This window comes from Ruegeria sp. BI7 (genome assembly GCF_056537925.1).
Window position 1 is genome coordinate 914,719 of the sequence record NZ_JBQFSK010000001.1, and the last position, 22,466, is coordinate 937,184.

Annotated in this window: 22 protein-coding genes; 19 read left to right on the forward strand and 3 right to left on the reverse strand. The window is 57.5% G+C overall.

What is annotated here, in order from left to right:
* Positions 1 to 14 precede the first annotated feature (14 nt).
* The 9 genes from ACR0JB_RS04525 to ACR0JB_RS04565 all read left to right on the forward strand — a co-directional run bounded on the left by ACR0JB_RS04525 (position 15) and on the right by ACR0JB_RS04565 (position 7,924).
* Entirely contained in the window at positions 15 to 893 is an 879-nt protein-coding gene (locus ACR0JB_RS04525; RefSeq protein WP_170505183.1) for a lysophospholipid acyltransferase family protein, read from the forward strand.
* 8 nt (positions 894 to 901) lie between these two features.
* Positions 902 to 1,711, forward strand: coding sequence for a glutamate racemase (locus ACR0JB_RS04530; RefSeq protein ID WP_170393930.1), 810 nt, complete (start codon positions 902 to 904; stop codon positions 1,709 to 1,711).
* Positions 1,712 to 1,805: 94 nt separating this feature from the next.
* Positions 1,806 to 2,834, forward strand: coding sequence for an N-acetyl-gamma-glutamyl-phosphate reductase (gene argC, locus ACR0JB_RS04535; protein WP_170505186.1), 1,029 nt, complete (start codon positions 1,806 to 1,808; stop codon positions 2,832 to 2,834).
* Between the two features lie 7 nt (positions 2,835 to 2,841).
* Positions 2,842 to 3,288, forward strand: a complete 447-nt coding sequence (gene ccmE / locus ACR0JB_RS04540; RefSeq protein ID WP_170348602.1) for a cytochrome c maturation protein CcmE — start codon at positions 2,842 to 2,844, stop codon at positions 3,286 to 3,288.
* 115 nt (positions 3,289 to 3,403) lie between these two features.
* Positions 3,404 to 4,015, forward strand: a complete 612-nt coding sequence (locus ACR0JB_RS04545) for a holin-associated N-acetylmuramidase (protein ID WP_170505189.1) — start codon at positions 3,404 to 3,406, stop codon at positions 4,013 to 4,015.
* Positions 4,006 to 4,584: a holin family protein gene (locus ACR0JB_RS04550; RefSeq protein WP_480789712.1), complete on the forward strand. Its 579-nt coding sequence runs from the start codon at positions 4,006 to 4,008 to the stop codon at positions 4,582 to 4,584. The genes ACR0JB_RS04545 and ACR0JB_RS04550 overlap by 10 nt, the downstream gene beginning before the upstream one ends.
* 74 nt (positions 4,585 to 4,658) lie before the next feature.
* A complete protein-coding gene (locus ACR0JB_RS04555) occupies positions 4,659 to 6,623 on the forward strand; it encodes a heme lyase CcmF/NrfE family subunit (protein ID WP_170505192.1) in 1,965 nt (654 codons plus the stop codon).
* Positions 6,620 to 7,075, forward strand: coding sequence for a cytochrome c-type biogenesis protein (locus ACR0JB_RS04560; protein WP_170505195.1), 456 nt, complete (start codon positions 6,620 to 6,622; stop codon positions 7,073 to 7,075). The genes ACR0JB_RS04555 and ACR0JB_RS04560 overlap by 4 nt, the downstream gene beginning before the upstream one ends.
* A 72-nt stretch (positions 7,076 to 7,147) precedes the next feature.
* Positions 7,148 to 7,924, forward strand: coding sequence for an enoyl-CoA hydratase-related protein (locus ACR0JB_RS04565; protein ID WP_170348607.1), 777 nt, complete (start codon positions 7,148 to 7,150; stop codon positions 7,922 to 7,924).
* Positions 7,925 to 7,929: 5 nt separating this feature from the next.
* Here the strand turns inward: ACR0JB_RS04565 and bmt are convergent, their stop codons facing one another.
* Positions 7,930 to 8,946 carry a betaine--homocysteine S-methyltransferase gene (bmt, locus tag ACR0JB_RS04570; protein WP_170393938.1) on the reverse strand — a complete coding sequence of 339 codons (1,017 nt, stop codon included), beginning with the start codon at positions 8,944 to 8,946 and terminating at the stop codon, positions 7,930 to 7,932.
* 122 nt (positions 8,947 to 9,068) lie between these two features.
* The gene (locus ACR0JB_RS04575) at positions 9,069 to 9,386 is read right to left on the reverse strand and encodes a DUF1476 domain-containing protein (RefSeq protein ID WP_170393940.1); all 318 of its coding nucleotides are present in this window, start codon (positions 9,384 to 9,386) and stop codon (positions 9,069 to 9,071) included.
* 187 nt (positions 9,387 to 9,573) lie between these two features.
* On the opposite strand from ACR0JB_RS04575, the gene purC reads away from it, so the two are divergent.
* The 7 genes from purC to ACR0JB_RS04610 all read left to right on the forward strand — a co-directional run bounded on the left by purC (position 9,574) and on the right by ACR0JB_RS04610 (position 18,693).
* On the forward strand, positions 9,574 to 10,329 hold the full coding sequence (purC, locus tag ACR0JB_RS04580; RefSeq protein ID WP_170358332.1) for a phosphoribosylaminoimidazolesuccinocarboxamide synthase: 756 nt from the start codon (positions 9,574 to 9,576) through the stop codon (positions 10,327 to 10,329).
* A 133-nt stretch (positions 10,330 to 10,462) separates the two neighbouring features.
* Complete coding sequence (locus tag ACR0JB_RS04585; protein ID WP_170505198.1) at positions 10,463 to 11,125, forward strand: MarC family protein; 663 nt, start codon at positions 10,463 to 10,465, stop codon at positions 11,123 to 11,125.
* A gap of 116 nt (positions 11,126 to 11,241) precedes the next feature.
* A complete protein-coding gene (gene purS, locus ACR0JB_RS04590; protein WP_170348612.1) occupies positions 11,242 to 11,472 on the forward strand; it encodes a phosphoribosylformylglycinamidine synthase subunit PurS in 231 nt (76 codons plus the stop codon).
* 23 nt (positions 11,473 to 11,495) lie between these two features.
* Complete coding sequence (gene purQ / locus ACR0JB_RS04595; protein ID WP_170505201.1) at positions 11,496 to 12,164, forward strand: phosphoribosylformylglycinamidine synthase subunit PurQ; 669 nt, start codon at positions 11,496 to 11,498, stop codon at positions 12,162 to 12,164.
* A gap of 36 nt (positions 12,165 to 12,200) precedes the next feature.
* On the forward strand, positions 12,201 to 13,979 hold the full coding sequence (locus ACR0JB_RS04600) for a sensor histidine kinase (RefSeq protein WP_170348614.1): 1,779 nt from the start codon (positions 12,201 to 12,203) through the stop codon (positions 13,977 to 13,979).
* Between the two features lie 13 nt (positions 13,980 to 13,992).
* Positions 13,993 to 15,327 carry a sigma-54-dependent transcriptional regulator gene (locus ACR0JB_RS04605; protein WP_170358340.1) on the forward strand — a complete coding sequence of 445 codons (1,335 nt, stop codon included), beginning with the start codon at positions 13,993 to 13,995 and terminating at the stop codon, positions 15,325 to 15,327.
* A gap of 513 nt (positions 15,328 to 15,840) precedes the next feature.
* Entirely contained in the window at positions 15,841 to 18,693 is a 2,853-nt protein-coding gene (locus ACR0JB_RS04610; protein WP_480789713.1) for an Rne/Rng family ribonuclease, read from the forward strand.
* A gap of 55 nt (positions 18,694 to 18,748) precedes the next feature.
* On the opposite strand, the gene ACR0JB_RS04615 is transcribed toward ACR0JB_RS04610, so the two are convergent.
* Positions 18,749 to 18,982, reverse strand: a complete 234-nt coding sequence (locus ACR0JB_RS04615; RefSeq protein ID WP_170348617.1) for a sulfurtransferase TusA family protein — start codon at positions 18,980 to 18,982, stop codon at positions 18,749 to 18,751.
* A gap of 105 nt (positions 18,983 to 19,087) precedes the next feature.
* Here ACR0JB_RS04615 and ACR0JB_RS04620 point away from each other — a divergent pair, with 105 nt between their 5' ends.
* The 3 genes from ACR0JB_RS04620 to ACR0JB_RS04630 are packed head-to-tail and all read left to right on the forward strand — an operon-like array spanning position 19,088 to position 22,456.
* On the forward strand, positions 19,088 to 19,840 hold the full coding sequence (locus ACR0JB_RS04620) for a cytochrome c biogenesis CcdA family protein (protein ID WP_170348618.1): 753 nt from the start codon (positions 19,088 to 19,090) through the stop codon (positions 19,838 to 19,840).
* Positions 19,841 to 19,895: 55 nt separating this feature from the next.
* On the forward strand, positions 19,896 to 21,110 hold the full coding sequence (locus ACR0JB_RS04625; protein WP_170393947.1) for a hypothetical protein: 1,215 nt from the start codon (positions 19,896 to 19,898) through the stop codon (positions 21,108 to 21,110).
* Positions 21,107 to 22,456, forward strand: a complete 1,350-nt coding sequence (locus ACR0JB_RS04630) for a cytochrome P450 (protein WP_170393949.1) — start codon at positions 21,107 to 21,109, stop codon at positions 22,454 to 22,456. Before ACR0JB_RS04625 ends, ACR0JB_RS04630 begins: the two co-directional genes overlap by 4 nt.
* Positions 22,457 to 22,466 lie beyond the last annotated feature (10 nt).

Below are 22,466 nucleotides of genomic sequence, written 5' to 3' on the forward strand. Positions count from 1 at the left end.
TCTCGGAGAGTCGTATGCCCTCGCGCCGCCATATCGCTCGTGACATATCCTATGCCTATTCCGCCGCAACCAAAGGGGGGCGGATGGTGATCAAGCTGATAGAGAACACCACTGGGCGTTTGCGCCTAATCAAGCGCGCAGACGGTTATGAGAAAGAGGTCGCCAAAGGGCGCGACTTTTGGTCGGTCATGGTGGGTCGCTATGGTCTGTCGCTGGATATTGTCGACGGTTCGTTGACGAATATTCCGACGACCGGGCCTCTGATTCTGATTGCCAATCATCCGTACGGTATTCTGGACGGGTTGATGATGGGCCACATCCTGTCTCAGACACGTGGCGATTTCCGAATTTTGGCCAATCACGTGTTTCGCAAAGCCGAGGATCTGAACAAGATCGTCCTGCCGATTGCGTTTGACGAAACCAAAGAGGCGATGAGACAGAACCTTGAGACGCGCAAAGCGGCCTTGAAATATTTGGGCGAGGGCGGAGCCATCGGGATATTTCCGGGTGGTACGGTCAGCACCGGGCTCAAACCCTTTTCACACCCGATGGATCCGGGCTGGCGTGGGTTCACGGCAAGAATGGTGGCCAAATCGAACGCCACTGTAGTGCCGGTCTTCTTTGACGGCCACACGTCGCGCTTGTTCCAGATCGCCAGTCATTTGCACAATACTTTACGCATGGGACTGCTGATCAAAGAGTTCAAAAAACGCGTGGATACGCCTGTCAAAGTGGTGATCGGAGAGCCCATCGGCCGCGACGTTCTGGACCCATTGGCCACGGATACGCGCAAGATGATGGATTTCTTGCGCAAAGCCACGTATGAGCTGTCCCCGACGCCGTTGAAATCTTATGATTACGGCTATGAATTCGAGGAACGGCATCGCGCCTAAAGAGGCTAATGGCAGTAGGCATTTTTGATTCTGGTTTGGGCGGTTTAACCGTTCTTGACGCCGCGCAGAAACGTCTGCCGGACGTGGATTTTCTGTACTTTGCGGACAGCGCGCATGCGCCCTATGGCGTGCGGGACGCCGAGAACATCTATGATCTGACACGGCACGCTGTTTACAACTTGTGGGACCGTGGCTGCGATCTGGTGATTCTGGCCTGTAACACCGCCAGCGCCGCCGCGCTGCGTCGGATGCAGGAAGAAGGTGTGCCTGCCGGCAAGCGTGTCTTAGGCGTCTTCGTGCCCTTGATCGAGGCATTGACTGAGCGGCAGTGGGGCGACAACAGCCCTCCGCGTGAGGTTGCAGTAAAGCACGTTGCTTTGTTTGCCACGCCCGCAACGGTGTCTAGTCGAGCCTTCCAGCGAGAGCTGGCGTTTCGCGCGATTGGCGTGGACGTCGAGGCGCAAGCCTGTGGCGGCGTGGTCGATGCCATCGAAGACGGCGACATGATCTTGGCCGAGGCACTGGTACGCAGCCATGTAGATGCGCTGAAGCGGAAAATGCCAGAACCGCAAGCAGCCATTCTGGGTTGCACGCATTACCCGTTGATGGCGGAAACCTTTCAGGCCGCCTTGGGTCCGGATGTTCAGGTCTACAGTCAGGGCGCTTTGGTTGCTGAAAGCCTTGGGGATTACCTTCAACGTCACCCCAACATGCAGGGTGAAGGCAAGGGCGGCTTCTTGACGACTGGAAAGCCAGATTTTGTCAGCGACCGGGCGACGCAGTTCCTCCGACGACAGATTTCGTTCGAAGCTGCCTGACTTAGGTCAAGGACGCTGCTGCGCGCTCTCCATTATTCGAAGACTGTCACATAGGCGGTCGTGATTTGTGACACACTGGAACAAGAGGTCTGACATGACCCATAAAATCGCAATTTTGGGCGCATCCGGCTATACCGGCGCCGAACTGGTGCGGCTGATCGCCGAGCACCCGAATATGGAAATCACTGCCTTGGCCGCCGAGCGGAAGGCCGGCATGTCAATGGCACAGGTCTTTCCGCATCTGCGCCACATGGATTTGCCAGACCTGTGCAAAATCTCTGAGATCGACTTTTCGCAGATCGACTTGTGTTTCTGCGCCTTGCCACACAAAACCAGCCAAGAGGTCATTCGTGACCTGCCAAAAAACCTGAAGATTGTCGATTTGTCTGCAGACTTCCGCCTGCGGGACCCGGACGAATACGAAAAATGGTACGGAAACCCGCACGCCGCGCTGCAACAGCAGGAAGAGGCCGTCTATGGCCTGACCGAGTTCTACCGGGATGACATCCGCAATGCGCGGTTGGTCGCGGGAACCGGGTGTAATGCAGCGACGGGTCAGTATGTGCTGCGCCCGTTGATTTCTGCAGGTGTTATCGATTTGGATGATATCGTGCTGGATCTGAAATGCGCCGTTTCCGGCGCAGGCCGGTCGCTGAAGGAAAATCTACTGCATGCGGAGCTCAGCGAAGGCTACAATGCGTATGCCGTTGGCGGTACGCACCGGCATCTGGGTGAGTTCGATCAGGAATTCTCGGCACTGGCGGGGCGTACGGTGCATGTGCAGTTCACGCCGCACCTGATCCCGGCTAACCGGGGAATTCTTGCGACGACTTACGTCAAAGGGGACTCGGCAAGTGTGTATGAGACACTTGCCAAAGCCTATGAAGATGAACCCTTTATTCAGATGTTGCCGTTCGGCGAAACACCTTCGACCCACCATGTACGCGGTTCGAATTTCTGCCATATCGGTGTTGTCGGCGATCGGATCGAACGCCGCGCCATTGTGATTGGCGCATTGGATAACCTGACAAAAGGTAGCAGCGGCCAAGCCTTGCAGAACGCCAACCTGATGTTAGGTGAAGGTGAAACCCGGGGGTTGATGATGGCCCCGCTATTCCCGTGAGGACGGTATGAAAACGCTCAAGAAACGTCGTCGAGTACAAGTCATTCTTCTGGCCGTCGTGGCTTTGGTCTTGGCGACGGGGTTGATTGGGTTTGCGATGCGCGATGGCATTAACTTTTTCCGCTCTCCCAGTCAGGTGATTGCTGAACCCCCGAAACCGACAGAAGTGTTTCGTATCGGCGGTCTGGTCGAGGAAGGCTCGATCATTCGCGGGCAGGGCGAGACGGTGCGTTTCGTCGTGACCGATGGCGGTGAAAGTGTGCCGGTGGCGTTTACCGGGGTTCTGCCGGATCTGTTTGCGGAAAACCAGGGCATGGTGGGGACGGGTTCTTACGTGAACGGTGTATTCGAAGCCACAGAAATTCTTGCAAAACACGACGAAACATACATGCCGAAAGAGGTGGTGGATGCCTTGAAAGAACAGGGTGTTTACAAAGAGGCTGGTGAAAGCTGATTTACCTTAGCTAACAAGCAAGAACTGATGGGCGTTGCGCATGCAGCGCCCTTTTTCATTGCGCCAAATTAACCGGTTAGCCTCAGCGTTTGGTCAACGGCAGGCGGAGGGTGCGATGCAGACGGTGCGACAGATTGCAACTGAGATCGTGGCGCGAGAAGGTGGCTTTGTGGACGATTCGGACGATCCCGGTGGCGCGACGAAATACGGGGTGACCATTCACACGATGCGGCGTCTCGGGCTTGATCTTTCAGGTGACGGGATAATCAACCGCACCGATGTTCGGATGCTCGGCAAATCTCAGGCCATTGATATTTTCGTGCAGCATTATTTTGAACAACCGCGGTTGGACCTCTTGCCGCACGAATTGCGGGCTTCGGTTTTTGACATGTATGTCAACGCTGGCAGTCACGCGGTCAAAATCCTGCAACGTCTGTTGCGCGATATGGGGTTCGAAATCGTGATTGATGGGGCAATTGGTCCCATAACCGCGCAGGCCTGCCGGGATGCGGCTGATCCCGATCCGGATGCACTCAGGGATGCGTACGGTGTGGCGCGGCGGAACTACTATTTCCGTCTGGCAGATCACCGGCCTGCGTCACGCAAATATGCCCGCACACGGGCGGGTCGCAAGGGGGGGTGGATACGCCGGGCCGAGGAATTTGTTTCGCCGACTTACCACCTGAGTGACGCGGAATTTCAAGCGAGGGTTTCAGGATGGGTTTGATCTCGGACGTGTTGACGTTTGTGTTTGGCGGTGGCCGTAATGTCGTGCGGGAAACTGCTGAAATATTTAGGGAAAATGCTGAAAACGGGGCAGAGCGTGGTCTGGCTTTGCGACAGCAGGCGATGGTTCAGTTCGGAGATGAATTTGAGGGCCCGAATAAGGGCGCGTTTGACCGATTCATGGATGGGCTCAACCGTCTGCCGCGACCGGCTATGGCACTTGGTACTTTGGGTTTGTTTGTCGCGGCGATGGTTGATCCGCTGTGGTTTGCGGCCCGAATGCAGGGGATTGCCCTGGTGCCGGAACCCCTGTGGTGGTTGCTGGGGGTGATTGTGTCCTTCTATTTCGGCGCGCGTCATCAGGCCAAGGTGCAGGATCTGCAGCGAGAGATCACCGCCACGATGCAGCGCACGCCTCAGGTTTTAGAAAACCTGCAAGCCCTGAAGGTAATGCACGGCGACGCTGTCGGCGCAGCAAATCCCGGAACGGACGCCGCGTTGGCGGAAAAAGCAGGCCGTCCTGATGCAAATCCGGCGCTTGAGGATTGGCGACGCAATCGCGTGACCTAAACCGCGACACTATGCTCGCCTCAAAGGGGCGAAAGTGATTGGTGCTTGCCCCGGAACAGGAATATACCCGGGCCATGATTACCGAACTTGGCCACTTTGCCCTGATCCTCGCTTTTCTGGTTGCCATCGTGCAATCGGTGGTTCCACTGATAGGCGCAGCGAAACGCTGGCCTAGCTGGATGAATTTCGCTGAACCGGCGGCAATCATTCAATTTACGATGGTTGCCTTTTCGTTCGGTGCGCTGGTCTGGGCCTTTGTGACGTCCGATTTCTCGCTGAGGATCGTGGTTGAAAACAGTCACTCGGCCAAACCAATGTTGTACAAGATCAGCGGAACATGGGGTAACCACGAAGGCTCAATGCTGTTGTGGGTTCTTATCGTGTCCTTGTTTGGCGCGATGGCCGCGTTTTTTGGGGGCGGTTTGCCGCCGACTTTGAAGGCGCGGGTATTGGCGGTGCAAGGAGCAATTGGGGTCGCGTTTTTCGCGTTTATCCTATTCACCTCGAACCCGTTTGACCGGTTGATCGTGGCCCCCTTTGACGGTCGCGATCTAAACCCGTTGCTGCAAGACCCCGGTTTGGCCTTTCATCCGCCGTTTCTGTATCTGGGCTATGTGGGGCTGAGCATGGCGTTCAGCTTTGCCGTCGCCGCCCTGATCGAAGGGCGCGTAGATGCCGCGTGGGGCCGCTGGGTACGCCCATGGACGCTGGCGGCTTGGGTGTTTCTGACCATCGGTATCGCGCTGGGGTCCTGGTGGGCCTATTACGAGCTCGGCTGGGGTGGGTTCTGGTTCTGGGATCCTGTCGAAAATGCCTCGTTCATGCCATGGCTGCTGGCCGCTGCGCTGTTGCATTCGGCCATCGTCGTGGAAAAACGCGAGTCGTTGAAAAGCTGGACGATCCTGCTGGCAATCATTGCTTTTGGCTTTTCGCTGATTGGTACCTTCATTGTGCGTTCGGGCCTTCTGACTTCGGTCCATGCGTTTGCCAATGACCCCGAGCGTGGAGTATTCATCCTGATTATCCTCGTGATCTTCATCGGCGGCGCGCTGACCCTGTTTGCCGCGCGGGCGCAGGCGATGGAGGCCAAGGGCGTTTTTGGTATGGTTAGCCGAGAAAGCGCGCTGGTGTTGAACAATATCCTGCTGGCCGTCAGCTGTTTCGTCGTATTCGTCGGAACAATGTGGCCGATGGTGGCTGAGATGGCCTTTGAGCGCAAACTCTCGGTCGGCGCGCCGTTCTTCAATTCGGCATTTACGCCCTTCATGGTGGCGTTAGGGATTGCATTGCCAGTGGGTGCGATGTTGCCGTGGAAGCGCGGCAAGCTTGGCAAAACTGCCTATTCGCTGCGCTATGCCTTTGTTCTGGCCGTTGCGCTGGCATTGCTGGTCTGGGCAATGCAAACAGGGCGCAGTGCGCTGGGTCCGGTTGGGCTGTTCCTTGGCGCGTGGATCACCTTTGGCGCGGCGGTTGATTTGTGGAGCCGTACGGGCCGCAAAGGCAATCTGAAACGTCTGTTTCGTTTGCCCGGTGCGGATTGGGGCAAGGCCGTTGCTCATACAGGTATGGGCGTGACCATGTTCGCCATCGCCGGGTTGACCGCGTGGGAGGTCGAAGACATTCGTGTTGCACAGCCAGGTCAGCCGTTCAAGGTGGGGCAGTTTACTCTGACCTTGGAAGACGTCCGGCTTGTGGAAGGGCCAAACTATTTCTCGACCACTGCTGACGTTCGGATCGAAAAGCATGGACGGCCTATGGGAACATTGCATCCTGAAAAGCGCGATTACCCAGTGGCACGGATGCCCACGACCGAAGCTGCGATTGATTATCGGTTCCTGGGGGATCTTTACGTGGTAATCGGCGATCAGCAAGCGGATGGTGGCTGGGTGATGCGGACCTATATCAAGCCGCTGGCCAACTGGATCTGGGGTGGGTGTATCCTGATGGCTCTGGGCGGGCTGCTCAGCCTGTCGGACCGCCGGTTCCGTGTGGCGGCAGGTGCGCGCAAGGCGCCATCGGGCGGAGTACCTGCGGAATGAAACGTCTGATCCTGATCCTGTCCCTCATCGCGTCGCCCCTGTTTGCCGTACAGCCGGACGAAGTGCTGGACGATCCAGCGCTGGAACAGCGGGCGCGCGACCTTAGCACCGGCCTTCGCTGTCTGGTTTGTCGCAACGAGAGCATCGACGAAAGCAACGCCGAACTGGCCCGTGACTTGCGCCTGTTGTTGCGTGAGCGACTGGTGGCCGGGGACACGGATGACGAGGCAATCGCTTTCATTGTCGATCGCTACGGTGAATATGTCTTGCTGAAGCCAACCACTTCGGGATCGAATCTGATGCTGTGGCTTGCGGGCCCAATCATGTTGTTGATCGCAGCCGTCGTGGGCTGGAGTTTCCTGCGCAAACGGTCCCGGGTTCAGGTCACGGGTGAAAAGGACACTCTCAGCGACGCTGAGAAAGAGCGTTTGCGCCAGATTCTTGAAGACTGACCCCGCGTTCATCTTTTCCTTCCCCTCCATTTCGGTCAGGGTTCCGAAAAGTTTGGAATTGGGGGAAGGTTCATGGAGTACGAAACAATCCTTTTGGACATCACGGATGATTTGGCTGTTGTCACCCTGAACCGGCCCGACAAGATGAACGCGATGACCGCGCAGATGCGGGCCGAAGTCACTCATGCAATGAAACATGCGGCGCGTCATGCAAGGGCGATCGTTCTGACCGGAGCGGGAAGCGCCTTTTGTTCAGGACAGGATCTGGGTGATGCGTCCAGCACCGGCAAGGTCGATTTAGAACGCACGCTGCGCGATGAATATGAACCGATGCTGGAAACGATTTATGATTGCCCGGTGCCCACAATTGCGGCTGTGAACGGACCGGCAGCCGGGGCAGGGGCAAACCTTGCGCTGTGCGCTGATGTGGTGATCGCTACCGAAAGCGCATACTTCCTGCAGGCGTTCGCCCGGATCGGGTTGTTGCCGGATGCGGGCGGTACGTGGTTCATGCCTCGTCAGATGGGGTTCGCCAAAGCGATGGGGGCCGCCTTGTTCGCTGACAAGATCAGCGCGCGGCAGGCAGATGAATGGGGTCTGATTTGGGAAGCCGTGTCCGACGACACATTCGATGCCCATTGGCGCAAACGTGCAGCCTATCTGGCGAATGGTCCCACAGCCGGTTTTGGCGCGATCAAACAGGCCATCCGCGGGACGTATGAGAAAACGCTGCCACAGCAATTGGCCGCCGAAGCACATTTACAAGGGGAATGCGGGCGCAGCCGTGATTTTGCCGAAGGTGTCGTCGCCTTCATGGAAAAACGCCCCCCGAAATTCGAAGGGCGCTGAACCGTTCAGGCGCGGCGGCGACGGCGCGTGCGCCGCTCGGGTGCGTTGGCTTCGTCGCCGGTACCATCCGAGGCCGAGGAAAACGGCCCCAGGGCATCCGTAATCTGATCCAAGGTCGGGCGTGACCCGCGCGGTTTTGTGTCCAACGCTTCGCGCATCTTGCGCAGGTGATCGGGCATGGTGCCGCAGCAACCACCGATGATTGTGGCTCCAGCATCGCGCGCCATGGCGGCGTATTCACCCATCAACTCGGGCGTCCCGTCATAGTGGATGTGGCCATCCACGTATTTCGGAATACCGGCATTGCCCTTCGAGATCACGGGCCGCTCGGTGCCTTGTGCTGCAAAGCCCAGAACGGTGCGCAGGATATCAGACGCGCCGGTGCCGCAGTTGGCCCCGAAAGCAATCGGCGGGTTGGGCAGGGTTTCGACCAGTTGAGCCAAATCGGACGAAGTAACACCCATCATTGTACGCCCGGCAGTGTCAAAGCTCATGGTGCCGCACCAGGGCATATCGGCCAAAGCGAACGCCTCAGCGGCAGCGCGGAATTCTTCGGGGGCGCTTATGGTTTCCAGCCAAACAACATCGGCGCCACCAGCCTTGAGCGCATCGGCCTGTTCATGGAACATTTCGACAGCGTCGGCATGGGTCAGACTGCCAACGGGCACCAGAATCTCGCCGGTTGGGCCGACCGATCCGGCCACAACGATCGGGCGTCCGGCTTTGTCAGCAACCTCACGTCCCAACTCGGCACCGATCCGGTTCAATTCGGCCACGCGGTTTTGCGCATCATGCAGCTTTAGCCGGGCCGACGTGCCCCCAAAAGTGTTGGTCAGGAAAAGATCACTGCCTGCGTCCACCGAGCTTTGATATAGAGCGCGGATCTTATCCGGCGCGTCCACGTTCCACAATTCGGGCGCATCACCCGATTGCAAACCCATGTTGAACAGGTTGGTCCCAGTTGCACCGTCTGCCAAAATGGCATCTTTGGTCTTGAGAAGTTCGGTCAATGCATTTGTCATTGGGGTTATCCGGAAAAAGGCGCAATTGGCCTGATAATAACAGAGGCGCCCCGTGTCTCATGACCGGGACGCCAAAGCAAACTCATAAATCTCATGAAGATCATGAGGTGGGGCAAAAGCCCTTAGTCAGTCTCGCTAAGAATCTGCGACTTGGCTTCGGGCAGAAGCTCGGCCATCTTGGCGCGAATTTCATCGTCAGACGACAAAGTACCTAGATCGCCGGAAACCTTGCGCACGACGTCTTCGTGACCGGCTTCTTCAAAATCAGATTTCACGACTGCTTTGGCGTATTCTTCCGCTTCGTCACCGGTTTTGCCCAGCTTTTCCGCGGCCCATAGGCCAAGCAGTTTGTTGCAGCGGGCCTGTGCCTTGAACTGCATCTCTTCATCATGCGCAAACTTGGCTTCAAATGCGTATTCGCGTTCGTCAAACGTCGTCATAGGTTGGGGACCTCTTCGAGTAACATATCGTTGATGTTGATATGACCATACAGAACGCCGCGTGCAAGGGATTTGCGTTGTATCAAAGTCTTTCTTGTGTGCGAACTTGCGGGAAAGGGGGGCTTGCACTATGAGGACGCCAACGTGAGGGGACTCATTCCCTCTTACCAGACTGGAAGGGTCGCTTATGGCGCGTCGCAAGAAAATCTACGAAGGTAAAGCTAAGATTCTGTATGAAGGCCCAGAGCCGGGCACCATCGTGCAATATTTCAAGGATGATGCCACCGCGTTCAACGCCGAGAAAAAGGACGTGATCGACGGCAAGGGCGTGCTGAACAACCGCCTGAGCGAGTTCTTCATGAACGGCCTGACCCAGATCGGCGTGCCGACCCACTTTATTCGCCGCCTGAACATGCGCGAACAGTTAGTGCGCAGCTGCGAGATCGTGCCGCTGGAAGTGATCGTGCGTAACTATGCCGCCGGTACGATGTCGAAACGTCTTGGCATTGCCGAGGGAACGCAGTTACCGCGCCCGATCGTGGAATACTGCTATAAGGATGATGCGCTGGGTGATCCTCTGGTAACCGAGGAACACATTGCCGCCTTTGGCTGGGCCAGCCAACAGGACATGGAAGATATCCTGAGCCTGGCGCTGCGCGTGAATGATTTCCTGAGCGGCGTGATGCTGGCCGTGGGTATCCGCCTGGTCGATTTCAAGATTGAGATTGGCCGCGTTTACGACGGCGACTATCAGCGTCTGATTATCGCGGACGAGATCAGCCCGGACAGCTGCCGCCTATGGGATATCGAAACCGGACAGAAACTGGACAAGGACGTGTTCCGCCGCGATCTGGGCAATCTGACTGATGCCTATTCCGAGGTCGCACGACGTCTGGGCGTTCTGCCTAAAAGCAACGTGACCAAGCCCACGCTGATAAACTAAGCCGGTTTTTGGATGTAAATTCTGTCAAAAGCGCCGTTTCTAAGACGGCGCTTTTTTCTTTTGCTCTGGTGGTTTGACAGACGGTCCGCACCTTCGCATTGTCGGGGCAGGTGCAATCAAGGATAGTCCCGAAATGGCCGAATTGTTCGATCAGGCGGTTTTTCTGAAATTCCTCGCGGCGTTACTGGCGATCTTCAATCCGCTTTACGGTATCCCGATCTTTCTGAGTATGACCGAAGGCTACTCGGGTCCCGAACGCAAGCGCGTGGCACTGGTCGTAACCGGAACAGTGGTTGTCGTGGCCTTGATCGCGGTATTGGTTGGCGAAGAGATTCTGGCGGTCTTCGGCATCGACATTCCGTCCTTCCGCATTGCCGGCGGGTTGATCATTCTGGGGGTCGGCATGTCGATGCTGAACGCGTCTGACCTGCCAAAAGGTGATCAAAGGGCGGTTGCAGAGGGCGAAAAGAAGAAAAGCAACATTGCCGTCGTGCCGTTGGCAATACCCTTGACCATCGGACCCGGCACGATTGCCACGACCATCGTGTTTGCTCATACGCTTTCGGATGGGGCCGAGATCGTGACATTGGGCTCAGCCGTATTGATCGCCTGCGCCATCGTCGGGCTGGGGTTGCTGTTCGCCGACCCGATCTCGCGGTTTTTTGGGCCAACCATGATCAACGTGATCACCCGCGTTATGGCAATCATTCTTGTGGCCGTGGCCGTCGAAATGGTGCTGACCGGTACGTTTAACGCCATTGATGCGCATTACCCCGGATTAACCGGCAGTGGCTGAGCGTCACACCTGCGGCAAACTGTGTGCGGACAAGGGTTGTCGAACGCGGTTTGTCGCGTTATCCCCCGCGCAACGGAACGGGCCCGGAACCATGGCCCTTAGCTGGAGTTGCAGGAATGAAAGCACGGGTGCATGTGATGCTCAAGAATGGGGTCCTTGACCCGCAGGGTGAAGCAGTGCGGCACGCATTGGGCGCTATGGGCTTCGATCAGGTCGAAGGCGTGCGTCAAGGCAAGGTGATCGATCTTGAGCTGGCTGCAGGTGCGACCGAGGCCGACATCACCGAGATGTGCGAAAAGCTGTTGGCCAACACGGTCATCGAACGCTACGAAATCGAACTGGTCTGACTCTTTACCCCGGAGGCCCCGCCATGCGCGCTGCTGTTATCGTATTCCCTGGGTCCAATTGTGACCGGGACCTTGCCGTCGCTTTTGAACAGGCGGGGTTTCAGGTCGACATGGTCTGGCACAAGGATGCCGCGCTACCCGAGGGCATCGACATCGTGGGCGTTCCCGGCGGGTTTTCCTATGGTGACTACCTGCGTTGCGGCGCGATTGCCGCGCAATCGCCGATCTGCAAAGCGGTTGTCGAACATACCAACCGTGGTGGCTATGCCGTGGGTGTCTGTAATGGCTTCCAGATTCTGACAGAAACTGGCGTTCTGCCGGGTGCGTTGCTGCGCAATGCGGGTCTGAAATACATCTGCAAAACCGTCGGTCTGAAGGTGGAAACCAGCGACAGCGCGTTTACCCAAGGTTACAACGCCGGTGATGTGATCGGTATTCCGATTGCACACCATGACGGCAATTATTTCGCGGATGACACCACTCTGGCTGCTTTGCGGGATCAGGATCGGATTGCATTCACCTATACCGAGAATCCAAACGGCTCGATCGGCGATATTGCTGGTATCCTGTCAGAAAACCGTCGGGTGTTGGGGATGATGCCGCATCCCGAGCGGGCGGCGGATGAAGGTCACGGCGGCACTGACGGAACGGCATTGTTCCGCGCATTGTCGGGGGTCCTCGCACCTGCGTGACTTGAGGTTGCGATCAAGCCCGCGTAATTTCCCGGGATGAGTTCTGATGTACGCTCTGGCTGGTCCATTCTGACAAAACCTTTTCGCGGCGCGCCCCTTGGGTGGCGCCTGCGATTGGCCGTTATTACCCTTCTGGTGGTCGCTGTTGCGACGATCTGGATCACAAACCGGCTGCTGACGGACAGATTTACTGAGTCCACCCGCAACCGCGCCGAGCTGCGTCTAGCCCTGTACTCCGGCAACCTGCTAAGCGAACTACGCAGAAATGCTATTGTGCCGCAGCTGCTTTCGCGGGATCCAACGCTGATCTCGGCGCTTCAATCCAGCGATTATTCTCTGTCGACCCAACGCCTGATCTCATTTGTGGAAGAAATTGGAGCAGCCTCGCTGATGCTGTTGGATGGGGATGGGCGTTCGGTCGCGTCCACCGATCGCAACCGTTTGGGTGAGGCACACAGGAGTTTGCCTTATTTCATTGATGCTGTACGCTCGAACGCCACGATCTTTACGGTAATCCCGAAGGAATCCGGCGGCTATAGCTTTGTCTATTCGCGTCGTATGGAAGCCAACGCCGAAATCCTTGGCGTCATCGTGGTTGAGGTCGATTTGCACAAATTCGAACTGGCCTGGGCAGGGATTTCGGACGCGGTGATGGTGGCGGATAGTACCGGCACGATCATCTTGTCGACCGAACCACAGTGGCGCGGCGTGCAAGAAGGCGAGGCGATGCTGCGTCAGCCGCCCGAAGGGGCCATCCAGCGCGCAATCCGGGCAACGACCGATTGGACCGCCTTGCCGCCTGATGCCTACCTGCAGGGTGAGGCCGTGATGCGCATGGAGACGCGCATTCCATTCCGCGGTTGGCAAATGACGTCATTCACCACCTATGCGTCGATCCGGGAAAAGGTGAACAGCGTTCTGGCGCTTGAGATTATGGGATTCGCGATTCTGCTGGCGCTGGCCTTTTACGCGCTGAGCCGCCGAGCGACGTTGCGGATGGCCTTGTTCCAGCGCGAGTCGGCAGAGCTTCGCGCATTGAACATGCGGCTACAGCGGGAAATTGCTGAACGTGAACGGGTTGAAAAGACACTGGAAGTTGCCGAGCAAACGCTGGCGCAGAGTTCGAAACTTGCAGCCTTGGGTGAGATGTCGGCCGCTGTCAGCCACGAGCTGAATCAACCGCTGGCTGCAATGAAAACTTATCTGGCTGGCGCGCGTCTGTTGCTGCGCAGAAACCGCCCCGAAGAGGCGCTGGCCAGCTTTGGTCGCATCGACGGCTTGATCGAACGGATGGGGGCGATCACCCGACAGCTTAAATCCTATGCGCGCAAGGGCGCGGATGCGTTTTCACCAGTAAATCTTGGCGAAGCGCTGGCTTCCAGCCTGTCAATGATGGAACCTCAGCTGCGGCAGCGGCACGTTAAAATAACGCAGATCCTGCCCGAAGAACCCGTTATAGTGATGGGGGACCGGATGCGGATCGAACAAGTGATGGTGAACCTCTTGCGCAATGCGCTGGACGCCACCAAATCTGTATCAGAGCCGGATGTTGAAATCATCCTGGCAGCTGGTGACATGGCGGTGCTGACCGTCCGCGACAATGGTCACGGGATCGAGAATATCGAGAATCTGTTCGAGCCCTTCTATACCACCAAGCAGCCCGGCGATGGGGTCGGGTTGGGGCTTGCCATCTCGTCGGGTATCGTGAACGACCATGGGGGACGGTTGACTGCGCGCAACGGCCAGCACGGCGGCGCGGTGTTTGAGATGCAATTGCCGATACTAGGAAGCGACGGCCTGGAGGCCGCTGAATAACAAAGGAATGACTATGGCACAGGCCATGAAAATCGCCATTGTGGATGACGAACAGGACATGCGCCAGTCGATCAGCCAATGGCTGGCACTGTCGGGATATGACACTGAAACGTTCTCGAGCGCCGAGGACGCGCTGAAGGTACTGGGACCGGAATATCCGGGCATTGTGATCTCGGACATCAAGATGCCGGGAATGGATGGCATTCAACTACTGAAAAAGCTGATGGGGGCTGATAGCACCTTACCGGTCATCATGATCACCGGTCACGGCGATGTTCCGATGGCGGTTGAGGCGATGCGCGTGGGCGCGTTCGACTTTCTTGAAAAGCCTTTCAACCCGGACCGCATGTCAGAACTGGCAAAACGCGCCAGCAATGCACGCCGTCTGACATTGGACAACCGGGCCTTGCGGCGCGAACTGTCCGGCGGCACTCAGATCATGAACAAGCTGATCGGGGCCAGCCCGGTGATGGAGCGCTTGCGAGAGGATATCCTGGATTTGGGGCAGGCGGACGGCCATGTTCTGATCGACGGTGAGACCGGCACGGGTAAAACCCTGGTTGCGCATGCTCTGCATGCTGTTGGCAGCCGGGCGGGCAAAAAATTCGTTCTGGTTTCGTGCGCAGCGCTGGAAGAAGAGGCGCTGTCGAAACGTCTGTTCGGTCCGATGATGCCCGAAGACGCGCAACTGCCCGCGATTGAAGAGGCGCGCGGTGGTACGTTGGTGCTGGAGGATGTCGAGGCGCTCAGTGACACGCTGCAGGCCCGACTGCTGAGCGTCATGAACGATCAGGGCACACCGGCCGAGACCAGGATCGTGGCAATTTCGAACCTGCAAGAGGCAGGTAAGACAAGCGAAGATGTCCTGCGTCCGGACCTGTTTTATCGCTTGGCGGCGTTGCGGATCACCATGCCGCCCTTGCGCCAGCGCGGCGAAGATATCCTGACGCTGTTCACCCGTCTGAGCGAGCAATTTGCAGAAGAATATGGCTGTGATGCCCCGCAGGTCAGCGCGCAGGAGGCCGCGCAGTTGCTGCAGGCCCCGTGGCCGGGCAATGTGCGTCAGCTGATCAACATCGCCGAACGCGCCGTGCTGCAATCTCGCCGGGGTTCCGGGACGATTGCCTCGTTGCTGATGTCGGATCACGAAGAAATGCAGCCGGTTATGACGACTGAGGGCAAGCCGCTGAAGGAATATGTCGAGGCGTTCGAAAGGATGCTGATCGACAACACGATGCGCCGTCACAAGGGCTCGATTGCGTCTGTGATGGAAGAGCTATGCCTGCCGCGACGGACGTTGAACGAGAAAATGGCCAAATACAGCCTGCAGCGTTCGGATTACCTGTAAACACCAGAGAGGGGGGCAGCCCCCTCTCTTGGCCTTTTGGGCCAATTTACTCCCCCGAGGTATTTTTGACCAGATGAAGCGATCCTAGCCGGTGTTCGGAGTGAACCGTGCAGTTTGCCCATTGTCTTTTCCACAGGACTGCCTTTATGGTGGCGGGACGGGCCGGGCCTTTTTACGCCCTTAAGCCCCAAGCTTTGAGTTTCGCTGCTTTGCCGCGGATGGTGATGATCCCCACGAGGCAAAGCAGACCGATTATGCCCTTAACCGGGCAGTTGAACGCCTGAGCCCGCCTGAGCGGGCGAAAGGAAAAAATGGGCAGGACGCGGCATTCCGCACCTGTCGGAGAAGAACCGCGATGACGCGCGCGCAACGATCGAGAGTACGGGCAGGGGGCCAAAGCGCCAGACCCTGCCGCGCGCCGTCCAATATCGCCCTGACAAGACACCACCCCAAAAGCGCCTGTCCTCCCGGACGGGCCAGGACAACGCGTTTGGCGCGGTGCACCAAGGACAAATGGCTAAGAAAATGCTTATCGATGCCACCCACGCGGAGGAAACCCGCGTTGTGGTGGTCGACGGAAACAAGGTCGAGGAGTTCGATTTTGAGTCCGAAAACAAACGTCAGCTTGCTGGCAATATCTATCTAGCAAAAGTTACGCGAGTAGAACCGTCCCTTCAGGCGGCCTTTGTGGATTACGGCGGGAACCGGCATGGGTTCCTCGCGTTCTCGGAAATCCACCCGGATTACTATCAGATTCCGGTCGCCGACCGCGAAGCGCTGATGGAAGAAGAGCGCGCCTATGCCGAGGCGATGAAGGCGCGGGACGAGGCGGAAGAAGCCAAGCCTAAAAAGCGCCGGTCCCGGTCGCGGACCAAGGCGGCGGATGTGAAATCCGACGACGCAGTCGAATCCATCGAGGTTTCGTCTGAGCCAACGGGCATGGAAACGATTGATCTGGATGAGGGCGAAGAAGGGGCTGATCTGTCTGTTCCAGAAGGCACCTCTCCGATGGATCATGTCGCTGAGACGCCGGTTGAGGAACCCAGCGATGACGCAGAAGCCTCGGATGAAGTTGAGGCACTTGCCGCTGAGACAGAAGAGCCTGCGACCGCGGAGGAGCCTGCTGCCGAGGCTGAGGACGCCGCCACGGAAGAGGAATCTGCGGAGCCTGTAGAAGAAACTGCAGACGTAGAGGCGAAAGATGCCTCTCCCGAAGGGGAGGCTGAAGCCGAAAGCGCTGCGGACGACAACGCAGACGACGCGCCTGCTGCGGAAGCCACCAAAACCGACGCCGAAGACGAAGACGAGGCCGAAGAAAAACCTCGTTCAGATGCATCGGCTAAGGATGACAGCATTGAGTCAGTTGCTGATGAGGACGACAGCGAGGACATCCGTCCGCCGCGCAAGCCACGTCCGCGCCGGTACAAGATTCAAGAAGTGATCAAGGTACGCCAGGTTCTGCTGGTACAAGTCGTCAAGGAAGAGCGTGGCAACAAGGGTGCCGCGTTGACCACATACCTGTCGCTGGCGGGTCGCTATTGCGTTCTGATGCCCAACACCGCGCGTGGCGGTGGCATCAGCCGCAAGATCACCAATGCCCCGGATCGTAAGAAACTAAAGGAAATCGCGGCTGAAATTGACGTGCCGACTGGTGCGGGCCTGATCATTCGGACTGCGGGGGCCAAGCGCACCAAGTCCGAAATCAAACGCGACTATGAGTATCTGCAGCGCATGTGGGAGCAGATCCGCGAGCTGACGCTGAAGTCCATCGCGCCCGCCAAGATTTATGAAGAGGGCGACCTGATCAAACGCTCGATCCGCGATCTCTACAATCGTGAGATTGATGAGGTTCTGGTCGAGGGTGAAGGCGGTTACCGCATCGCCAAGGACTTCATGAAAATGATCATGCCGTCCCACGCGAAGAATGTGAAACGGTATGAAGACGCACTGCCGCTGTTCGCACGCTATCAGGTCGAAAGCTATCTGACCGGCATGTTCAACCCGACGGTGCAGCTGAAGTCCGGCGGGTATATCGTGATCGGCGTGACCGAAGCGTTGGTGGCGATCGACGTGAACTCGGGCCGGGCAACCAAGGAAGGCTCGATCGAGGAAACCGCGCTTAAGACCAATCTTGAGGCCGCTGAAGAAGTGGCGCGGCAACTTCGGTTGCGCGATCTTGCTGGTCTGATTGTCATCGACTTTATCGACATGGACGAGCGTAAGAACAACTCGGCCGTTGAAAAGCGTTTGAAAGACAAGCTCAAGACAGACCGCGCGCGTATTCAGGTGGGTCGGATATCCGGCTTTGGCCTGATGGAGATGAGCCGACAGCGTCTGCGCCCTGGCATGCTGGAGGCGACAACACAGCCGTGCCCGTCCTGTCATGGCACCGGATTGATCCGGTCGGATGACAACATGGCACTGACCATCCTGCGTCAGATCGAAGAGGAGGGCACTCGCCGCCGCTCGCGCGAGGTTCTGGTGCGCTGCCCGGTCAGTATCTCTAACTTCCTGATGAACCAAAAGCGGGAACATATTGCGCAGATCGAAGCACGTTATGGCTTGTCAGTTCGCATCGAAGGCGACGTGCATCTGGTCAGTCCCGATTTCTCGATGGAGAAGTTTAAGACCGCCAGCCGTATCGTGCCCGAGGCGACAGCGCCGGTTGTATCCGTGGACGCAACGCTGATGGATCTGGTGGATGCGGACGAGGACGAAGCCGTCGAAGAAGAAACGGCGGTTCAGGCCGAAGAAGAGACTAAGCCCAAGCGCAAACGTCGCCGCCGTCGTCGTAAGAAAAGCAACGGCTCGGGGGATACACCCGAAACTGGTGCAGAGGACAGTGAGGCCGCAGCCGAAGCTACGGATGAAGCATCTGCTGAGGCTCAATCCGAAGAACCCGCTGCGGAAGAAAAGGCTGAAAAACCGAAACGCCGCCGTGCGCCGCGCCGTCGTAAGAAGGACGCGGAAACGGTTGAAGCAACTGACGAAACACCCGCTGATAAAGCTGAGGAAGCAGTCGCTAAGAAGGCCGAGGAAACCGCTGCAGAAGAACCTGCGCCGGAACAAGCCGTTGAACAGCCCGAAGCTGCTGAGGTGGTGACCGAACCGGTTTCAGCGGAAACCGATGCGCCGACAGCGGATGAGGTAACCGAGACAGAAGTGATTACCGAAGTTGCTGTCGAAGCTGAAGAAGCTGTGGAAGAGGTTGCCGAGACTGTCCAGACCGCTGAAGTCGAAGTAGCGCTGGAAGAGCCGGTTGCAGAAACGCCTGAGCCTGTTCTGGAAGTTGTGGCCGAAGAGCCTGAGCAACCCAGCGAACCGCCCAAGCCGAAACGGCGCGGGTGGTGGTCCTTGGGGCAATAAATAAGAAAGGCGGGCTTTGAGCCCGCCTTTTTCTTGAACCAGACGTGTTTCCACCTCAGCCTGATTTTTGTATCAGGTAGATCTGATGTCCGTCCGCATCCTCTTGTGACACCAGCTGGTGCCCACTTTCGGTGCAGAAATGCGGAACATCGATGATGGCGGCAGGATCATCGGCCAACACGCGCAAAATTGCCCCCGAGGGCATAGATTTAAGGCGTTTTCTGGCTTTCAGGACGGGCAAAGGGCACAAAAGACCCAGCGCATCCAATGTTTCAGTGGGGCTAGACATAATGTGCAGATATTTCCAAGTTGACGCAGTGTCCAGCGTCCAAGCACGGGGATGTGACCGAATGGCCCCGTGACGTGGCGGGGTTGATACCATATGTGCTGATTTATGTTCGGAATTGATATCATAGACGCGGGCCTGCTGCCCGCCATGTTCATCGCGATGCTGGGCGGGCTGATCAGCTTCTTGTCGCCTTGCGTTCTGCCCATCGTGCCACCTTATCTGGCGTATATGAGCGGTGTGACCATCAACGAGATGCAGGATGAGGCGCGTGCGCGGCGTAAGGCGACGATGTCGGCGCTGTTCTTTGTGCTGGGTCTGTCCACGGTGTTCTTGTTATTGGGGTTCACAGCATCGGCCTTTGGGGTATTCGTGCTACAGAACCAAGTGCTTTTCGCCAAACTCTCCGGTGCAGTGGTGATTGTCTTTGGTCTGCATTTCCTGAATGTTTTCCGCATTCCTTTCCTGGATCGTGAGGCGCGGATCGAAACCGGAGATTCCGGCGGCTCAGTCTTTGGTGCCTATATCCTGGGTCTGGCCTTTGCGTTCGGCTGGACTCCGTGCATCGGACCGCAACTGGGTGCGATCCTGTCGCTGGCGGCGTCCGAGTCCTCGGTTGCGCGGGGTACGTTGTTGCTGGGTGTTTATGCGGCAGGTCTGGGTATTCCGTTCCTACTGGCCGCGATGTTCCTGAACCGGTCGATGTCAGTGATGAACCGGATCAAGCCTTACATGGGAACGATTGAAAAGGTCATGGGGGGTCTGCTGCTGTTCGTCGGCATCATGCTGATCACTGGCCTGTTCACCGAGTTCAGCTGGTGGCTGCTGGAAACCTTCCCCGCACTCGCCAATTTCGGATGATCTGACTTACCTTGGCGGCAAGGCTGCGTTAACCTGCGCCGCAGAAGGTAAGGCCATGAGCAGTCACACAAATCAGCCTCAGGTAAGACGGCGTCGGGTTTTCTACATACCCGGCTACGATCCGATTCACCCTCGGCGATACCGAGAGCTGTACCGAAAAGAAGGTCGGGCGCAGGCGGAAATCTCAGGCTACGAGATCTCACTGTCGCCCAAGTCAGGTGACGGTCCGTACGGCTGGCATGTCCGCTCGCACCAGGATGGCGTCGACGTCGAGGCAGATATCGAGGTCTTGGTCTGGTCGGACATCGTGCGCGACAGCATGTCGAATTCGATCCCCGCGGCCTACTTGCAGCTTGTGCGCACGGCCTGGATTTACATTGGGTCAGGGGCATTGTGGCGCCTTATGCGCTTGCGCAAAGGGCCAGTGATTGCAGCGTTGTATCCTGTCGGCATGCTGATTGCGCAATTGGCCTTGTCGCTAGGCGTGCTGTGGATATTTGCGGCGTTGCTATGGCCTGTTGCTGGGTGGGTGGCGTTGGTGCCGGCAATAGCGGCCGCTTATGGCTTGCTGCATTGGTTTCGCAAGATCGATAATCGCTTGTTTGCGTACTACCTGATGCATGATTATGCCTATTCGGCTGCTTCGAACGGCTCCACCCCAGCCGAGTTACGGTCACGTCTGGCCGACTTTACCAAACATATTCAACGCGTACTTGAGACGGATGTGGATGAGGTTCTGGTCGTTGGCCATTCATCGGGGGCGCATCTGGGTGTGATGGTATTGGCTGATCTGATCCGTTCGCAAAACCTTCCCAATGACGGCCCGATCCTGTCCTTTCTAAGCCTTGGGCAGGTGGTGCCTATGGTCTCATTCCTGCCGGACGCCAGGGATTTGCGCACCGATCTGCAATTTCTGTCGACCCTAAGTGAACTCACCTGGGTTGACGTGTCCGCCCCGGGGGATGGGTGTGCCTTTGCTCTATGTGACCCAGTGGGCGTCAGTGGCGTTGCCCCCGATCAAAAACGTTGGCCGCTGGTGCTGTCCGCAGCCTTTACACAGACTCTGTCGCCAGAACGCTGGCACGAGCTGCGCTGGCGGTTTTTCCGGCTGCATTTTCAGTATCTCTGCGCGTTTGATCGCCCCGGCGATTATGACTATTTCCGCGTTACCGCAGGGCCGCTTTCATTGGCGCAAAGGTTTCAAGGCCGTGATCCGTCAAAATCGCGTATCGACCAGCCGGTTTCGAAACACAGGTCGGTTCTTCCGTGAAGCCGCCCAAACCAACATCCCGCCCGGATAAGGTCTCTCTGTGGCGCTATCTGAAACTGTTCCGCAAGGACCTGTTATCGGCCCAACCACAGCGCCTGTACCGGGCCTGGATGGCCGAGTTCCGAACGCCGTTCTTTCGGTCCTACATGATCAACCAGCCCGAGCTTGTAGAAACCGTCCTTAAGCAGCGCCCCGACGATTTCCCGAAATCTGGTCGCATAAGCGAGGGGTTGCGCCCGCTATTGGGTGACTCGGTCTTTCTGACCAATGGTGAGACCTGGAAACGGCAGCGCCGCATCATCGACCCGGCCTTTGAAGGCGGGCGGTTGAAAGACACGTTCCCAGCCATGCTGGAAGCTGCGCAAGCCTGTGTCACGCGGTTGAAAGGGCAAGCGGGGCAGGTGATTGAATGCGAGGAGGTTACCAGCCACGCCGCGGCGGACGTGATTTTCCGAACGCTCTTCTCAGTTCCGATTGAACATGAAGTAGCCGCGCAGGTGTTCGAAAAGTTCCGAGCCTATCAGCGGCAACAGCCTTTGTTGAACCTGGCGGCCTTTATTCCGGTACCGAAGTGGGTGCCCCGGTTGCATGCGCGCAATACACGCAGAAACGCGCAGGATATCCGGGCTTTGATTTCGGGTCTAATAGCAGAGCGTGCCGATCTGATCGCAACGGGTCAGGCGCCGGACGACTTGGCAACCAAGATCATGAGCACACCTGATCCGGAAACCGGTCGTTGTTTCGACACGCAAGAGATGGTGGATCAGGTCGCCATCTTTTTCCTGGCTGGGCATGAAACCAGTGCATCAGCGCTGGCCTGGACGCTGTATTTGATGGCGCTTTACCCCGAATGGCAGGAAAAACTAAGCGCTGAGGCGGATACTCTGAATGATCCCAGCTTTAGCGCAGTGTCCAAATTGAAGCTCAGCCGCGATGTATTTCGCGAGGCGCTGCGCCTGTACCCTCCGGTACCAATGATGGTGCGCGAGGCGACGTGCCCCGAACAATTCCGAGGGCGGGACGTTCCCAAGGGCGCGCAGATCGTCATCAGCCCCTGGCACCTGCATCGGCAAGAGCGTTTGTGGGAACGACCCGATGATTTCGATCCTACTCGATGGTCTACCGAAAACGGGAAAACCTGCCAGCGCCACGCATATATCCCGTTTTCCGCCGGTCCCCGCGTGTGTACCGGGGCCGGGTTCGCCATGGTCGAAGGGCCATTGCTGTTGTTGATGTTGTTGCGAAATTTCCGGTTCGAACTGGTTGAAGATCGCACACCAGTGCCAGTGGCGCATCTGACGGTTCGGTCCAAAGATGGCATCTGGCTGCGCGTGGTTGAGCGCTAACACGCTACCA

Bases quoted from the DNA above. Each gene is read 5' to 3' on its own strand.
- ACR0JB_RS04560 (WP_170505195.1), top strand. From the start codon at position 6,620: ATGAAACGTCTGATCCTGATCCTGTCCCTCATCGCGTCGCCCCTGTTT.
- ACR0JB_RS04545 (WP_170505189.1), top strand. From the start codon at position 3,404: ATGCAGACGGTGCGACAGATTGCAACTGAGATCGTGGCGCGAGAAGGT.
- ACR0JB_RS04605 (WP_170358340.1), top strand. From the start codon at position 13,993: ATGGCACAGGCCATGAAAATCGCCATTGTGGATGACGAACAGGACATG.
- ACR0JB_RS04620 (WP_170348618.1), top strand. From the start codon at position 19,088: ATGTTCGGAATTGATATCATAGACGCGGGCCTGCTGCCCGCCATGTTC.
- bmt (WP_170393938.1), bottom strand. From the start codon at position 8,946: ATGACAAATGCATTGACCGAACTTCTCAAGACCAAAGATGCCATTTTG.
- ccmE (WP_170348602.1), top strand. From the start codon at position 2,842: ATGAAAACGCTCAAGAAACGTCGTCGAGTACAAGTCATTCTTCTGGCC.
- ACR0JB_RS04555 (WP_170505192.1), top strand. From the start codon at position 4,659: ATGATTACCGAACTTGGCCACTTTGCCCTGATCCTCGCTTTTCTGGTT.
- ACR0JB_RS04600 (WP_170348614.1), top strand. From the start codon at position 12,201: ATGAGTTCTGATGTACGCTCTGGCTGGTCCATTCTGACAAAACCTTTT.
- ACR0JB_RS04610 (WP_480789713.1), top strand. From the start codon at position 15,841: ATGGCTAAGAAAATGCTTATCGATGCCACCCACGCGGAGGAAACCCGC.
- ACR0JB_RS04525 (WP_170505183.1), top strand. From the start codon at position 15: ATGCCCTCGCGCCGCCATATCGCTCGTGACATATCCTATGCCTATTCC.
- ACR0JB_RS04530 (WP_170393930.1), top strand. From the start codon at position 902: ATGGCAGTAGGCATTTTTGATTCTGGTTTGGGCGGTTTAACCGTTCTT.
- ACR0JB_RS04565 (WP_170348607.1), top strand. From the start codon at position 7,148: ATGGAGTACGAAACAATCCTTTTGGACATCACGGATGATTTGGCTGTT.
- purQ (WP_170505201.1), top strand. From the start codon at position 11,496: ATGCGCGCTGCTGTTATCGTATTCCCTGGGTCCAATTGTGACCGGGAC.
- purS (WP_170348612.1), top strand. From the start codon at position 11,242: ATGAAAGCACGGGTGCATGTGATGCTCAAGAATGGGGTCCTTGACCCG.
- ACR0JB_RS04625 (WP_170393947.1), top strand. From the start codon at position 19,896: ATGAGCAGTCACACAAATCAGCCTCAGGTAAGACGGCGTCGGGTTTTC.
- argC (WP_170505186.1), top strand. From the start codon at position 1,806: ATGACCCATAAAATCGCAATTTTGGGCGCATCCGGCTATACCGGCGCC.
- ACR0JB_RS04575 (WP_170393940.1), bottom strand. From the start codon at position 9,386: ATGACGACGTTTGACGAACGCGAATACGCATTTGAAGCCAAGTTTGCG.
- ACR0JB_RS04615 (WP_170348617.1), bottom strand. From the start codon at position 18,982: ATGTCTAGCCCCACTGAAACATTGGATGCGCTGGGTCTTTTGTGCCCT.
- ACR0JB_RS04585 (WP_170505198.1), top strand. From the start codon at position 10,463: ATGGCCGAATTGTTCGATCAGGCGGTTTTTCTGAAATTCCTCGCGGCG.
- ACR0JB_RS04550 (WP_480789712.1), top strand. From the start codon at position 4,006: ATGGGTTTGATCTCGGACGTGTTGACGTTTGTGTTTGGCGGTGGCCGT.
- purC (WP_170358332.1), top strand. From the start codon at position 9,574: ATGGCGCGTCGCAAGAAAATCTACGAAGGTAAAGCTAAGATTCTGTAT.